Consider the following 16,516-nt stretch of genomic DNA (forward strand, 5'->3'; position numbering starts at 1 on the left):
TATATTTACTATTTTTCATATATTAGTAAATGTAAATTTTTTCAAAAGTCTCTATGCCATTAATTGAAGAATTTGATCGCCACGGGAATTTCCTGTTCCGATACAGAAGCACTCTCCCGATAGTTGCTTTTTTAGTCGCTTTGGGTATTTTCATTTTCAACAAATTGCACGCAAGACCTAATATTACGGGGTTGGACGATTGGTATATCTTGTCCTGCTTCGCTGTAAGTATGATTGGCTTTGCTATCCGCATATATACTGTAGGACACACACCAGACCGCACCTCTGGACGAAACACAAAAGAGCAGATAGCCGACCGACTAAACACAACCGGAACATACTCGCTTGTTCGGCACCCTCTTTATTTGGGCAATTTCTTTATGTGGCTCGGGCTTGCTATGCTTAGCAATTCTGTTTGGTTTGTTGTTGTATTTATTTTGGGTTTCTGGCTGTATTACGAAAGAATAATGTTCGCCGAAGAAATGTTTTTGCGAACAAAGTTTGGAGATGAATACATTAATTGGGCATCGAAAGTGCCGGCGTTTGTTCCGAATTTCCGGAATTGGATACCTCCCGATAATAAATTCAGAATAAAAAAAGTGTTGAGAAAAGAAAAGGACGGCTTTGTTGCAGTTGTTCTGATTGTATTTATTTTCAACTTTATACAGGATTACGGAAAAATCAATTCAATCGTTCATTTTGATATATGGTTCTTTTTGTCAATTTCAGCAATCATTATTTATGCTATATTACAATTTTTGAAGAAAAAAACTTCTGTATTGAAAGATTAATCTTCGTTGAACCTTAAGGTGAACATTTTAGCACGTTTTCCTTCCAGAAGCGACATATCCGGGGGCAGAAATGTGCTTCGAATTACGCAAACGCCACCCGACTGGTCTAAACGCTTTGCCCAAAGATACAGGAATTTGGCTTTATCTTCGAATTTGCAAATTTTGCCGTTCTCTGTTATTTCCACGTTCAGATTATCAACTTCGTAAAAATACATATGACGCCACATAGGAAGCTTTTCGTCGATGAAACGTTTCATAAAAAAAGTGATGTAGCGGGCTTCGAATTTAAAAAGGTGGGTGGCTTCGTCTGTAACAAAGGCTAAAATAACGCGTCCGGCAAACTGCATTTTGAATTCGCTACAAGTCATCGCTTTGCTGCTTAATTGATTGATTTCTATCCGATTGAAGGTCTTTGAGAACAGATAAATCGTGAGATAAGTCTATCAAATTAGCCACCGCCCCGTTTGAATTAACAAAGTAGGTTTCTTCGAAGCGTTTTTTGATTTGTTCATCTGCATTCTCAACAGCAGAATGCAACAAACTTCGCAATTCCTCGATTGAAGAGTTGAGCTGAGTTTTTAATGTATCGGCATTATTGCTCACAGATTTTTTGAATGTTTTGAATAGTTTGAAAACGCTTTTGCCGGTAAAAATGAGCTTATTGGCAAAAGCGAAATCACCGCGGCTTGCAGAAATTTCTAAAATCACTTCCAAATCATTTCTTTTTCGAAGACCCTCTTCTGAGTATGCCTCTAAAAAATCAACAACACGCCGGGTGTCTTCGGAAATTTTCATTGCTACACCATATTATGAATGCAATGCCGCACAACACCAAGAATTTCGAACTGCCAATCGGGAAAAATTTCTATCGGGATAAATCTTTTGTTTGCTGAAAAGAGATACACTTTCCCGTTTATCAAGCGAAAAATTTTTACCAACATTTCGCCATTCAGCGAGGCAATAACAATATCGCCATCTTTTGGCCGGTTGTTTTTCTCAACAATCAGAATATCACCATCGTAAATATTTTCTTCAATCATACTTTCGCCAGAAACCTGCACCATATAATAATTTTCTTTGCTCGGAAGTAGCAGACGAACCAAATCTATTGAATTTATTTTTTCGGCAACAACCGGCTTGCCAGCTTTGAATTGAGCCGGGAGAACAGGTGCTTCGTAATAAAATTTTTCTTTTATTCCGGGTAATTTTTTTGCTCGCATAATAATTCGTCAATCCAATTAATAAAACAAAAACTAATTTGAATAATCAATTATTATGCCGAATTACAGAGAATGAATGATTTTTGTTACTACACCGAGCAAAATAAATTCAACATATCCGTCGATTTTGAGTGGCAGAAATTGATTATCGGCAGATTGCAAATAAGGCACATCTCCAAATTTGCGGTATATTTTAATTGTGAGCTCGCCGCTGATGGAGGATAGAACTAATTTCCCGTCGGTTGGTTCAATTACTGTATCCACAATTAGTATATCACCGTCGCAAATACCAAAATGACGAAGTGCGTCCCCATTTACACGTGCAAAAAATGTTGCGGCAGGATGCTGAACAAGAAATTCATTGAGGTCTATCTCGCTTTCAATTGTTTGGTCAGCTGGTGTCGGGATACCTGCCGAAACACTCATCAAAAATAAGGGAAGTTTCTTATATTCACCTGAACTTGTTTGATAGCCAATAAGTTGAATTGTTTCCATCTTTATGCTCGCAAAATAATAAAAACTATGTCAAAATAACTAAATATTGTGAAAAAATCAAATAATGCTGAATAATATTTTTGTTAGCGACGCAGAGATTTGATAACAATTTATATTTTGAGAGAGAATAACTTTTATCAGTATCAGAAAATAAGTGAAAAAATAATCATATTTATGACAGATTTGGACGCTTTGATGAAATAAATTTTTGGTATTCATCAAGCATAATTTCGACGTTAGTTTTCCAGTTGTAATTTGCGTGAATATATTCCGAAGCTGATTTGCCAAGAATAGAAAGCATTTGCTTATTCTTGAGCAAAGCTAAAATACTTTTGGCAGTTTCCTCCGGAGAATTTGCACGCACAAGCCCCTGTGATTTTCCGGCAGAAATACCTTGTGCTGCAATATCTGTTGCAACAACAGGCAAGCCGGTTGCCATTGCTTCCAGAATTTTGACACGAACACCTGCTCCCACAAACAACGGTGCAATATACAAGGTAGCTTTCTGCAAGCAAGGAACAATATCCTGAACATATCCAATAGGACAAACCCCCAAATGTGAATAGTTTCTGAATTTTTCGGGCAAACCTTTGCCGTAGAGATTTAGTTTTACGCCGGATAATTCATTTTTGAGGATAGGCATCACATTTTCGATGAACCAAGTCAGACCCTCAACGTTTGGCTGCCATTTGTAGGTGGTTGCGATAGCAAGAGTTTTGCTTTCGCGATTGCTCATATCAACGTATTTAAATTTTTCGGTATCGACACCCACGGGCACGCACACAATCTTTGCCTCTGGTGCAAGACGGCGGGCTAATGCTGTTTCTTCTTCGGTAATAGCAAAGCACACATCCACAGCAGACATTATTTCGATTTCGGCTTTTTTTAGTGCTTTTGCCTGCTGGCTAACGAACAACTTTTTAGGGTTGGTGTCGCTTAAATTTTCTGCGTAACGTTGCCATATCATAAATTCAATGTTATGCAAACGAAGGGCAACGGGGAGGCCAAATTTGCGACCGAGTGCAATGCCAAGGCTCGCCATTGCGGTATGGTCGCAATGGATAATGTCGTAGCGTTCTGCTTCGCAAAGAGCAGATAAATATTCCAGCACCTTTGCCGAATAATGTTTATTTATATACAAAGAAGAGTTGGTGATAAATGCAAGGAAAGCACCGAACAAAGAATTCTTGGGAATATGCGGATAAACAAACACTTTGCCGTATTGTTTTGCCTGCTCCAGAGCATCGTCGCTAATTGTTGCATCTTCGAAAGAAAACAAATGCACCTCGTTTCCTGAACGGCTAAAATTGATAAATATATTAGCTATACCAATTTTTCCACCGTCATCCAAAGGAAACGGGAAACGAGGTGCAAGTTGCAAAATCTTCAAACAAGCCTCAATCAAAATCAAACTAATTATGATTTATATTTTGAGTAAAATTCTGCAATACGATCAAATGCTTTGTTCAGCACTTCTTCGGGCGGCAGAATAACAATACGGAAGTGGTGCGAACCGGGTTTTTGTCCGAATCCACTACCCGGAACAACTACAACACCTGTTTCTTTGAGCAGTTCTTTGCAAAAATGAGCATCGTCTTCGACATCGATTGATGGGAATGCATAGAAAGCACCATCAGGACGAACAAGCGAGATACCCGGAATTGTTGCAAGTTTGTTCATTGTAATAGCGAGCCTGTTTTTCAATCGGTTGTTGATATCAGTGAGATGTGATTGGTCGCCGTCCAAAGCTGCTATAATGGAATATTGCTCAGGATGATTAGCAGAAACACGTGCCCGTAAAAGCTTGTTGATAGCATCAATATAATCGCTCAGAACAGCTCGGTTGCCACTCACAACTCCCCATCCGAGACGGAAACCAGGAGCAACGTAATTTTTGGATAATCCCGAGAATGTGATACAAGCAACCTCTTGATTAAGAGATGCAATCGAGATGAATTCTTTCTCGCCGAATATTAATTTGTCATAAATTTCATCGGCAATGATAACCAAATTGTGTTCCAGTGCCAGATCGATAATTTGAAGTAATATTTCTTTCTTGCAAATCGAACCAGTTGGATTGTTTGGATTTATCAGAACAATAGCGCGAGTTTTGTCGTTGATTTTTGATTTAATATCTTCAATATCGGGCTGCCAGCCGTTAGCTTCGTCGAGATAGTAAGGATTGGGAACAAGTTCGAGCTTGCTTTGCACTGCTGTATAGAGCGGATAGCCGGGCGTTGGCATAAGGAAGTTTTCACCTGGATTGAGCAATGCAGTCAAACAAATTTCGATTGCTTCGCTTGCACCAGTTGTAATGAATACATCTAAAATGTTTTTTATTCCTTTGCGTTCAGCGTCGCGGACAATTGCATCAATTGCGGGTTTGATACCGCTCGATGGAGCATAACCATTTTTGTTTTCGAGCATAGCTTTGTAGGTGGCTTCGATAACGTGATTTGGAGTAACAAAGTCGTATACGTTTGGGTCGCCAATATTCAGGTAAAGCAATTCTTTTCCGCTTTTCTTTACTTCTTCTGCCAGAACAATAATATCACGAATTGCATAAGTTACATTATGTGTTTTACTCGCAGGTTTAATTTTTACATCTTTCATAAATCACCAAATCAAATAAAATTAACAAAAGAACAATTACAAAGTTACCGAAAATTAATAGATTAACAAATTGAAATAAGTAAAGAAAATTATATAAGAAACACCTTAATAATAGATATTTCATTCCGATTATCATTTTCGTTTAGTTCTAATCAAAGAAAAACGAAATCAATTTAACTTCTTTTCAGATGATTATAATGCTTATTGTAATCTATTTTCAAAAAATCCAAATGTAATTATAAATTATTTTCAGAAACACCAATTGAAATATGTACAACATTTTTATGCCAGGCACAAAAAAGGCTGCATCAGTAACTGTGCAGCCTTCCAATTCATAACATCTATAAATCATCTGACAATAACAAACCTTTCTTTGGCAAAGAATGCACCGTTGCGAAGTGTAACAAAATACACACCGTTTGGTAATCGGCTAATATCAAGTTTCACAGCACCGCCGGTTGGATTTTGGCTCTTATGCAACATCAGGCTTCCGTTCTGGTTGAAGATTTCAATTTCAACTGCTTCGCCCGAAAAATTGCTGTATGTAATAAACAGTTCTTCCGACGCTGGCTGTGGAGTAATTGCAAGCGAAGTAGTTTTATACTCAACGGCACCTTTTAGCAAAAGGATTGCGTCTGTTTCGTATTTTAGAGATTGCGTTGATTCTCCATCTGAATAATTGCGAGTTTCAGCAATCCGAACACTGCCAATCGTTTTATTTTTGTGGCTCCAAACCTTTACAACGAGTTCTTCGCCTTCGTAAGCACCGTCTTTCTCTGGAGTAAATTCATCGTCGCCCCAAACGACTACTCCACGCAATCCTTCCTGCCAAACGCTTGACCCCACAAGCAATCCATCGCATGTGAAGACGCCCACTTCGTCGCCATCCTGAATGTCAGCAATTTCCATCGGGAGCACTGCAGTTTTTCCGGAAATATGATTTTTACGAACGAACACAGAAGGTTCAGCAAAACTGTTGCTTAGAGCAGATGATTTTATTGCCGAATTTGGTGGAAACACAAATCTTGCACCTTGTGTCATTTTTATCATATAGCCTTTCCCAGGCTCCAAAGTTTGCAAAGTATTGAAAAACGGAGGATGATAGACTTGTCCGGTGATAGTTTTCACTTGCAAGATTTTGTTTAAAACACTTGACATCGCCGTTGTAAGTTGCATAGAAGAAGTTCTTGGATAGGGCATCCAGTACCAGTTTGTTGTTAGGAAAAGCGGAAGAGCCTGCGGGTAGAGCCTTACGCCATATATTGGCAACGAAGTCTGACCTGCAACGCGAATCTGATAAGCGTGGAATCTACTCCACTGGTTAAGTGTATTAACAACTTGCGGTGAATAAACAAGTCCAAACATATTTCTCATTATCTGTAAATTTTGATTTAATGGAGCAAGTAAGTATGAAATATTGGATGAATCAGGTAAAACATAGCTGGAAATCATATTCCATCCATTATTTAGAGGTATCGTGTGCGTTATTTTAACTATTGCACCAATTGAATCAATAATTGTTATACCGTTTGGTTGGTATGCATTCGGACCAGACTGAATCCGGTAATCTGAATAATGTTCGGTTAAAGTTTGGGCATTCCATACTTTAATAATATATGTTTCTCCAAGCGAATAGCCTTCCTTTATGTTTTGCGTAAAATCATCGTCGCCCCAGACAACAATACCGTAATTCTGACCATTCCATATCATATATCCGGCACATTTTTCGTAAATAGAATCGAGATAAAACACACCAATAGCATCACCATTTGATATATACCTATCACCAATACGATAAGTTCCATTAGGATTTAATCCAATAATTGCAAAGTTGCCGGTATTACTGTTAAAACTCCAATTAGCCGGAAGAGACATTGATAGAGTAGTGAAAGTTGCCGTTGCCCAATCCGATGAATCGCTTAAAGTATAAGATTTCACACGCCAGTAATATGTTGTGCTGTATGATAAATTGCTCAACGCTCTGCTTGTTTGTGTTGTAGCTTCATTAATTATTAATGAATTAAATGTGCTGCTTGTCGATAACTGAACACGATAACCTATTGCATTAGCAACTGATTGCCATACTAACGTAGTAAATGTATCCAACGCTGTTGCTCCGTTTGAAGGTGAAATCAACGCGGGTGTTGCCGGCGGTGCCTGACGTGTTGTAAAACTCCATACTGCCGACCAATCCGATGAATCAATCGCATTATACGATTTCACTCGCCAGTAATACGTCGTGCTGTATGATAAATTGCTCAACGCTCTGCTTATTTGTGTTGTAGCTTCATTAATTATTAATGAATTAAATGTGCTGCTTGTCGATAACTGAACACGATAGCTTGTCGCATTCCCAGCACTCTGCCATACCAAAACTGGCGTCAGCGATACGCCCGTCGAGTTGTTCGAAGGTGTGCTTAATAATGGTGTTGCCGGCGGTGCCTGACGTGTTGTAAAACTCCATACTGCCGACCAATCCGATGAATCAATCGCATTATACGATTTCACTCGCCAGTAATACGTCGTGCTGTATGATAAATTGCTCAATGCTCTGCTTGTTTGTGTTGTTGTTTCATCTACTGTTAATGTATTAAATGAACTGCTTGTCGATAACTGAACACGATAGCTTGTCGCATTCCCAGCACTCTGCCATACCAAAACTGGCGTCAGCGATACGCCCGTCGAGTTGTTCGACGGCGAAAGCAAGCTTGGAACAGCAGGTTGTGGAGAAGCCGGAATTATTTTGCCGCCGACAAAATTAAAATTCACAGTTCCATATAAAGTTCCCAAATTGTTATCAACCAGCGTTTCTGTAAGTCCGGAAGTTCCCCAAGTCAAAAATACTGTATCTGAACTACTGTAGTAAACTTTGATGTTAAACAAAGCATAGCCGTTAGGAAAGCTAACATCGTTGAAATTTGCGGACATCCAGGTGTTGCTTATAGTAGTAGAGTTATAATTTAAATTACCCATCCACTCGTTATCACTTGTAAGATTATTATACGTGAAACCGGTACCTGTGCCAGATTTAGTAATACCATTAGTATGAAAAATATAAAATTGTCCCACACCAATAGCATTTGCACCATTAGCACCGCTGATGCTAACAGGAATTGTAACTAATTGACCAGGAAACGCCTGAATTGTTCCGATTGTCAGAGTTATATTAGTCTGCGAAAAAAGGCTTCCTGACAATAAGTTTATTAATATCATCAGAAGAGGTATTACAAGCTTTTTCATAGTAAAATTTATTATTAGTTCAACATTTTTCAATTATTTGGTGGAATGTAACTTCCATTTACATCTCCAGAACAAAGCGACTGGATATTGATAGAAACGTTCGCACCATTTATTTCGAGAATAGTCGGGTGGAAAACATAATTCGGAGCAGTCCACGTATATGGTTGTAAATTATTCAATCTTCTTCTCATCTGGTTTGCATCGACTATAGAAACGCTGCTGCTTTGATTAATATCTGCGGCAAGCAATCGAACACCGGTAAGTGGAGTAAATTGCGACTGAACATTATTCAGATGAAGCCTTATTGTATTTACATCCGATATGTTAATCCCGCCCCAAGATTTAGTAGTTGAAATATTTAATGAATATATGCCATTTGTAAAACCTGAGAAAGTAAAGTTTCCGAGTGAATCGGTAACAGTCTGTGCCAATTGTTGCCCTAAAGAATCCAATAAGCGAACAATGCAGTTATTCATATGGGTTTGGGCAGTGTTTGCATATTTAATTGTGCCTTGAATTTGATAAAGTTGGAGCAATGAAGTTGAAAACTTTCTAATCGCCGACCAAGCACTTATTTGAGACGTGTTGATGCTCCGCACCCGCCAATAATATGTAGTCCCAAATGAAAGTGTATTAATCGAATAATTTGTGAAATTGGTAGTATCATTTTTGAAAACACTTGCAAACAAACTATCGGTAGAAATTTGAATGATGTATTTTGTAGCAATAAACGAACTATCCCAAACGAAATTTACAGATGTCGGCAGAGAAGCAGAATTGTTAGCAGGTGAAACTAAATTTGGAGGCAGTAATAAAGGTTCGGTTGTAAATCTTCTTACATTAGACCACACAGACGAATCGCCACTCGGGTCGTAAGATTTCACACGCCAGTAATACAAAGTATTAGTATCTAATTTAAACTGTATTGGAATAGTTTTCGATGAATCATAAGCAATATCATTAAACGCAAGAACAGAGAAATTACTGAATTTCGAGACTTGTATTCTATCATAAGCAGAAAATGGATCACGCCTCCAGGTAAATTGTGGCAAAAGTGAAATATTTGTAGCACTGTCGCTGGGAGCAGATAATGAAGGTGGCGATAATTTATGTTGAACAAGGATTTTGCCGCTGCCACCAACTATCCAGCCTTTTTGCGAAGAAACAAATTTAACACTATTAAAATTAACCGGTGGCTGTAGACCAGAACTTTGGGCAACCCATTGCGAACCTCCGTTTGTTGTCGCAAGAATTGTCCCTCCGTCACCGACAACCCATCCTCTGTTTATATCAAGGAAATTAACTCCGTAGAGCCAGTTTGATGTGTTGGAAGTTTGAGGCAACCAGTAGGTGCCTCCAGAAGTAGTTTTATAAATTGCTCCTGATGCTCCGACTATCCAACCATAGCTATAGTTAACAAAATGAACAGCATAAATCGGCAGAGTCCCGCCTATTGACTGACTGAACCAGTTTGCACCACCATCATATGTCAATAAGATTGTTCCGTTCTGCCCGACGACACACCCGAAATCGGCATCAACAAAATACACGTCCAAAAGGATTTGATTCACCATACTTGATTGACTAACCCAGCTAACCCCGCCATTTGTTGTTTTGCGGATTGTGCCACCTTGCCCCACAACCCAGCCGACTGTATCGTTTGCAAAATGAACGGCAAACAGAGTATTACCAGTCCCACTTGTCTGAGAAAACCAGGTTGTTCCGCCGTTTGTCGTTTTGCGAATTGTGCCACCTTGCCCCACAACCCAGCCAACTGTATCATTTACAAAATAAACGCCAAATAAAGTGTTGCTTGTGCCACTTGTTTGTGCAAACCAAATTGCCCCGCCGTTTGTTGTTTTGCGAATCTCGCCAGCATTTCCGACTGCCCAGCCCAAAGTTGAATCTCTAAAGAAAACATCTCTAAATTCTTCTGTTGTGTTGCTTTGTTGAGCTATCCAACCGGAGTGTAATTGATTATAGGCTAAAATAGCAAGAAGTAAATATATTAGTTTTCTCATAAAGAAAGCCTTTTGCAGTAATATTAATATACAGGTTATACGATATTTTTTCTAAATATCGTATAACGTTTTAGACTTATTATCGTAAATTTTATTCTATTCTTTAATGTTTTGAATTGTTTAGTCTTTCAGAAAAGAAAACGAAATGAAACAAACGGCACGATGCATTGAGAGAAAATTCTTTTGATAAATTTTTTTTGAGAGCAATCAAAATTTTCTATTCATAAAAAAGGGCTGCAAAAGCAGCCCTGATATTTTAAGAACTATCCCCTATGTTCGCTTAACCATTGGCAAAGTAAGCATAACAAGATTGCCTTCTTCGCCACCGAAAGTTTCGACACTCATAGCACCATTCATTCGGCGGATAATAGACGAAGCTTTTGCTAAATTCAGCATTACATCCTGCTTGTCGTGGCTGATGACGTTTATTATGTTGTTCTGATTATCTCTATAAATCTTTATCAAATCGGCTACTTCGCTATTGCCTGGACCAAGAATCTGAATTTCGACTGCTCCATCGTAGGAGTTTTCTTGCACAACAACATCGAACGATACATTATCCATATCAATAGTTAATGCATCATATATATACACCAGCGATTTTTGCAGAAGCGACGGACTAACCACAGCAGTCGGAGTTGTTCCGGAAGTATCAATATTAAGTGAAATAGAATTTTTACGGTCGTGTTTTTTATAGACTTCAACTGCATTGACAAGGGCAGGTTCAATTTTGGTAGTAACGAAGCTATCGAGCGAGGATTCGCCCTGGTCCAGAGCAGCATCGACAATATCAGAAACGAATGTGAAAATTTCTTCCGAGCTTTGCTCTGCATATTGCAGGTAGGACATCATTTCTTCTTCTGTTTCGTAGAACTTATTCGAAAGGAGTTGCAGGTAACCAATAATACCAGTAAGCGAGTTGCGGAGTTGGTGGCTAAGCTTAATCATAAAGAAAGATTTGGCGTGGCTTGCCTCGAGAGCATATTGCTCTGCAATTTCAATTTGCTTACGTTTGATTTCTGCTTCTTGTTCGGCAAGTTTTTCGAGCGTTACATCACGACCAATTGCATAAACAAAGCCATCAGATTTGGAAATTGTCAGGTTCCAGCTTACCCAGACAAGTTCGCCCGAACGGTTTTTCATCTTGAAGTCAACTTTTTCGGTATGTTCATCTTCGGCATTATTAATAATATTTATGAGTTGGTTATAATCTTTTTCCTGCATAAACAAATCTGCAAAATTCAATGCAAGAAAATCACTGATGGAATATCCAAGCAATCCTTGCACAGCCGGGTTTACCGTTTTCCATTTACCTTGGAAATCAATAACGCCTATGATGTCTTTTGTAGCTTCCAAAATTCTGCGTTGCGAACGTGTGATTCGTTCCGCGATATCTTCGGCACGGGCACGGCTTGTGAGAACCGAAATGATAAACCCGAACAGGAAGAAGCTGAGCAAAAACGATGCTGCAAAAGATAATTCGGGCAAATACTCCTGCAATTTTCCGCCATAATTTGGAATAGTGTAGAAGCGACCAATAAACTGCTTGTTCCCAACTTGGAGTTTCACTTCTTCGCTTAATATCGGCTTGAAACCAGTTTCAAGCAATTTTGCGTTGTCGGAAGCAAAAATTGTTTCTTCCTTATTGTCAGAAATCTGGTAATACTTGAAAATCACCGAGGTATCAGAAGGGAAAAAGTCGTCCTGCTCGCCTTTGAGAGCAGTTTTGAAAAAGGTCTTCACATCAATTTCCATCACGAGCGAAGCATAGTATTTCGAGCGTCGGCTATCTAAAGTAGAGACATCCGCATTTTGCTGATAAACAGGCAAAATAAGGCAGAACCCCATTGTATCCTGTCGGATTGGGAACACCTTTGTAGCTATCATTTTGTTTTCGTCGCGTGCAAGTTCTATACTTGAAGAAATTTCCGGAATTGTTGAGTAATCAAATCCAATACGATGAATGTTTTTATTGTAATCGACACAATGCAGAACCGGATAGTAGAATTTTCTGTTGCCGGGAGGATTAATCTGGTAATCAAAATAACCCTGAGAACGGGCAGAATAAACAAAATTATCGATATTTCTACCCTCGACATAAGGCACATAAGATAGACTTAAAAGCGAGGAATAAGTTTTTGCCGGAACAGTTCCATAGAGTTCGAAATAGTCGCGAACAACCTCAACATTTTGATAATACAGTCCGTGAATTGATTGCAAAACCTGCTTTTGACGGTCGAGGTAGTTTTCTATGCGGGTAGCGATAGAATTTACTGCTTTGTCGAATTCCTGACGGCGGGTGCTTTCAACGTTTTGCTTTACGAAGTCTCTGATGGCAAAGCTTGCTGCCACAAGAATAATCAAGATTATATAAGCAACATAAGTTCGCCGGAAATCGAACAAAATAGATTTTCTTTTTTGTCCTGCTTGCTTGACAACAATATCAAAAGATGTATCATTAGCCATATTTCATTACTTTTATTTTTGGTTAATAATATTTTCAACGTCGGAAACAAATGTAGTTGTATTGATTGGCTTCGGGATATAGCCAGTAAAACCAATATTTACAAATTTCTGCCTATCTTGAGTAGTTGCAAATCCGGTAATTGCAATAATCGGAGTTGCCGAATGAATTTCAATTTGCCGCACTTGATAATAAAGGTCTGTGCCATTCATATCAGGCAGGAGGATGTCCATAATAATTGCTCTTGCGGGATTAACCGATAACCACTCAATTGCGGGCTTGCCTTCTTCAAAATCTACAGTTTCGTAGCCGGCACGTTTCAATAAAGTACAATAAAGCTTTCTAATTGGAGTATTGTCTTCGATTACACAAATCAATTTTTCTGAATTCATAAAAATAATCTCCAAAAAATTTATCTTGGAACAACAATTATTTCGACACGCCTATTTTTACGTTGATTAGCAGGAGTATCGTTCGGAGCAACAGGAATAAGAGCGCCTCGGCTTGTGGCAAGCACCCGGTTTGCCGGTATTCCTTTTTGATTAACTAAATAATTTCGCACGTTGTTTGCACGGGCAGTAGCGCGTTGAGTGTTCTGTTGCAATGTGCCCTGGTTGTCGGAGTGCCCGGTGATACGAATTTCAAAATTTGGATTAGCCCGCAGGTAATCAGCGAGCAAATCCAAATATTCAATAATCTGTGGACTAAGATTTGTTGTTTCGGGCTTGTCGAAATTGAATACAACCATCTGGTTCGGGATAATTCTGCGTCGCACCTGCCCGGTAATTTCACGTTGCCGGAGTTCTTCCTGAAAAACCGGAGTAGTAACTTCTGCTACTTCCTCAACTATTTCCGGCAATTCGACCATTGCCAGCCAAGCCGAAACAAGCGGTTCAGCAGAGCGGAAGCCCGTAAATTCCACACCACTCACAGAAACCTGAGCCAAAAATTGCGGTGGCTCGACATAAGTTTCGTCAAATCGCAGTGTATCAAATTCACGGTAGTCCTTGCCAAATTTAATTGCGAAACCGACTTTAAAACCAAGGGTTTTCCACGAAGAATTAAGTTGCGACAATGCTTTTGTTCCACCATTGATAGCGATATACGGACTTCCGATGAAACGCGATTTGCCAGCATAGTCAGCAAGCAAAAACTCATAGCCCACACCCAAATTAAATTCAAGCCGAACATTAGGCTTTATTCCCGGAACACGAACAAATTCATCAATAATTCCGGAATTAATATAACGCTTTGCTTGCTTGGCAGTAGCTCCGATGTTAAATCCGACATCAATCCCACCGTAGTAATACAGCCCACTAACGTCAGAAAAATACTTTACCTGCGGCGAGATAATTATATAATCAAGGACGGATTTATATTCATATCTGGTTTTCAAACTATCGTTCATCTGATTAGTTTCAGTAGAAAAAGCTTTGCGGTCGAGCAGCGAAATGCCGAGCGAGTAGGCTAATCGTTCGTTTCTTGGCTTGTATTCAGCCATTGCACCAAAATAGAATCCTCCGCCGAAAGCTGAATTAAAACTTATTTTTGGATTATATAAAGTATCTTTGATTAGTGGATTTATTTTGCTGTATAAATCGCCGAAAAATAAATTAATGTTTGGTCCGCCGAAAACTCCAAACCACCAGTCCCCGTAATAGCGTTCTACTTTCAAAGTGTCGAGCGAAGGTAGTGTGTAAAATTCTCGTAGGTATCCATCAGGAATTTGTGCATTCAAAAATGAAACCGAAAACAGGATTGCCACTAAATATTGTATTTTGTTTTTTATCATTAATTTTCTGCAATAAATCTTGTGTTTAAAATATATCCACTTTCAGAAATTAAATTAATAAAATATATGCCATCGGACAAATTCATTTTTAGTGAAATTTCGTTAAAACCGTTTGTTAAATAAACAGTTTCGCTTGATGAAACCAGCCTGCCTGTAACGTCAAATATTAGTAAATTATACTTTCCTTGTTCTACTAAAAACAAATTTAGAGATAGAATATTGTTTGAATACTTAGCATAAATTTTAGGTTCGTCGTCAATTGTAATTGATTTGCCATTATCCCACGAACAATTTGGGAGCACCTCCACAGTCGATGGTTCGCTAAAGAAATAGTAGAAGTCGGGATTTGTTGCAATTATTGTATCTATCGTAATCAAAGAGTTGCCCGTTTGCGAGCCAAGTGCAAGAAAATTCAGCTTTTCAGCAACTCCGCTCGAAACATCTCCACTCATATTATGCTTTAATTTGCCGGGCAGAAGTTCATTATCCCAATAAAGCAAATAAGAAGGGTAATTTCCTTGAAGTTCGAAAAAGTATTTGTTGTAAGGCATTCTATTTGGCAGGTAATTGTGATTAACTTTCAGTTCAACAATTTTCTTTTCACCAAACTTTGCGTGAATATCCTGCAGACGGGCATAAAATTTATATCCACAATTCAAAGTAATTGTATCCTTTTGGGAAGTAATTTCGGGCATTTGCAACAGAACAAACGAGCCATCACGGGCAGACGCTGCGAGATATTTTCCGTTACTTGAAATGTTTGAATAAATCAGCTGAGAATTGTATTTATACTGATAGAACACCGAACCTGTAAACAAATCCACAAAATTCAAATTACTATCCAAAGAGCCTGAAACAAAATACTTCCCGTTTTGTGAAGCAACAACCGTGCGAACGTGTGAAGTGTGCAAATCAATTTCACGCGACAAGGAGAAATCCGAAAGCAACCACGAACGCACTTTGCCATCTGCTGCTGCCGATAGAGCCAAAGGTGAACCTTGGACAAAAGCAACATCAAATACAACTGTATTTTGGTTGCCCGAACCGTGCGAACCAAACTTGCGTATATCGTCGGTTACTGTATTGATTAAATACAGCGAACCATTGTATGCCCCGCACAGCAAACTATCGCCAGTAGAAGAAAAATCAATGCTATATATTTCGCTACGGTCTGCTGACAAATCTACCCGATAAGTCCTGACAAAATCGAACTTCTGGTAGTCGAATACTGCTACAAATCCGCTATCAGCCCCGAAAGCAATGATTTTTTTTGTCGGGTGGTGGGCAATTCTCCTTACATTGCCAGAGAAAAGCCCTTGGGCAATATCTTTTATTTCAATGCGAGCAACATCGAACATATAAATGCCATTTACTGTGCCAACAAACAGTGTATCAGCCGATTGCGCGGGGAGGACAAAACGAATTTGCCCAAATTGTTGCAGGTTTATTGTTTTTATCAGACGGCGGTTAGCTATATCCCAGAAATTCACTTCGTTTGCATTGGCTGTAACAAGTGCAAAATCCCGGGCAGCAAAAACAATTGAGCGAATCTCGGAAGTGTGAGCATTTTCTTTGTGCCAGAGCAGAACAGGCTCGGAATAATTTTCGAAATTTGCTACAACCTGCAAGTTTTTTGATTTTACATAAGGAATTTTAAGAGAATAATTATTATCTGCTAATGAAATTCTTCCAAAAAAGTATTTTTCAAAAATACCGTAGCCCAGTATATCTGCAAATTTGAAATTATTTGTTTGAAAAATTAATTGGACTGTGTCGTCAACAAAGTAAACAGGACGCGGGTTAGCTACAAAAATGCTTTGCGTGTGCAAGATACTTAATGGTATCAGCAAAAGACAATATATCGTTAGAACTAATCTCAT

General features: G+C 38.8%; 13 protein-coding genes. 1 reads left to right on the forward strand and 12 read right to left on the reverse strand.

The genetic code is table 11. The features are described 5' to 3' along the window. The first annotated feature begins 53 nt into the window (after positions 1-53). The gene (locus ACY2LT_RS06580) at positions 54-791 is read left to right on the forward strand and encodes a methyltransferase family protein (protein ID WP_491814669.1); all 738 of its coding nucleotides are present in this window, start codon (positions 54-56) and stop codon (positions 789-791) included. On the opposite strand, the gene ACY2LT_RS06585 is transcribed toward ACY2LT_RS06580, so the two are convergent. The 12 genes from ACY2LT_RS06585 to ACY2LT_RS06640 form a co-directional block, all read right to left on the reverse strand. Further along, positions 788-1,159, reverse strand: coding sequence for a hypothetical protein (locus tag ACY2LT_RS06585; protein WP_491814671.1), 372 nt, complete (start codon positions 1,157-1,159; stop codon positions 788-790). The genes ACY2LT_RS06580 and ACY2LT_RS06585 overlap by 4 nt on opposite strands. Next, the gene (locus tag ACY2LT_RS06590) at positions 1,149-1,586 is read right to left on the reverse strand and encodes a hypothetical protein (RefSeq protein WP_491814673.1); all 438 of its coding nucleotides are present in this window, start codon (positions 1,584-1,586) and stop codon (positions 1,149-1,151) included. Before ACY2LT_RS06590 ends, ACY2LT_RS06585 begins: the two co-directional genes overlap by 11 nt. Positions 1,587-1,588: 2 nt before the next feature. Further along, entirely contained in the window at positions 1,589-2,011 is a 423-nt protein-coding gene (locus tag ACY2LT_RS06595; protein WP_491814675.1) for a LexA family protein, read from the reverse strand. A gap of 63 nt (positions 2,012-2,074) precedes the next feature. Further along, positions 2,075-2,506 carry a LexA family protein gene (locus ACY2LT_RS06600; protein ID WP_491814677.1) on the reverse strand — a complete coding sequence of 144 codons (432 nt, stop codon included), beginning with the start codon at positions 2,504-2,506 and terminating at the stop codon, positions 2,075-2,077. Positions 2,507-2,678: 172 nt separating this feature from the next. Next, positions 2,679-3,896 carry a glycosyltransferase family 4 protein gene (locus tag ACY2LT_RS06605; protein ID WP_491814678.1) on the reverse strand — a complete coding sequence of 406 codons (1,218 nt, stop codon included), beginning with the start codon at positions 3,894-3,896 and terminating at the stop codon, positions 2,679-2,681. A gap of 26 nt (positions 3,897-3,922) precedes the next feature. Continuing rightward, on the reverse strand, positions 3,923-5,119 hold the full coding sequence (locus tag ACY2LT_RS06610; protein ID WP_491814680.1) for an aminotransferase class I/II-fold pyridoxal phosphate-dependent enzyme: 1,197 nt from the start codon (positions 5,117-5,119) through the stop codon (positions 3,923-3,925). Between the two features lie 348 nt (positions 5,120-5,467). Further along, positions 5,468-8,359, reverse strand: coding sequence for a T9SS type A sorting domain-containing protein (locus ACY2LT_RS06615; RefSeq protein WP_491814681.1), 2,892 nt, complete (start codon positions 8,357-8,359; stop codon positions 5,468-5,470). Positions 8,360-8,388: 29 nt separating this feature from the next. Beyond that, the gene (locus ACY2LT_RS06620; protein ID WP_491814682.1) at positions 8,389-10,380 is read right to left on the reverse strand and encodes a WD40/YVTN/BNR-like repeat-containing protein; all 1,992 of its coding nucleotides are present in this window, start codon (positions 10,378-10,380) and stop codon (positions 8,389-8,391) included. A gap of 270 nt (positions 10,381-10,650) precedes the next feature. Then, entirely contained in the window at positions 10,651-12,846 is a 2,196-nt protein-coding gene (locus ACY2LT_RS06625; RefSeq protein WP_491814683.1) for a CHASE domain-containing sensor histidine kinase, read from the reverse strand. Between the two features lie 12 nt (positions 12,847-12,858). Beyond that, a complete protein-coding gene (locus ACY2LT_RS06630; RefSeq protein ID WP_491814685.1) occupies positions 12,859-13,236 on the reverse strand; it encodes a response regulator in 378 nt (125 codons plus the stop codon). A gap of 20 nt (positions 13,237-13,256) precedes the next feature. Beyond that, the gene (locus ACY2LT_RS06635; protein ID WP_491814687.1) at positions 13,257-14,636 is read right to left on the reverse strand and encodes an OmpA family protein; all 1,380 of its coding nucleotides are present in this window, start codon (positions 14,634-14,636) and stop codon (positions 13,257-13,259) included. Next, positions 14,636-16,516 (reverse strand): T9SS type A sorting domain-containing protein, encoded by a 1,881-nt coding sequence (locus ACY2LT_RS06640; protein WP_491814688.1) that lies wholly within the window; start codon positions 16,514-16,516, stop codon positions 14,636-14,638. Before ACY2LT_RS06640 ends, ACY2LT_RS06635 begins: the two co-directional genes overlap by 1 nt.

This window comes from Eximiradius proteiniborus (assembly GCF_058546985.1).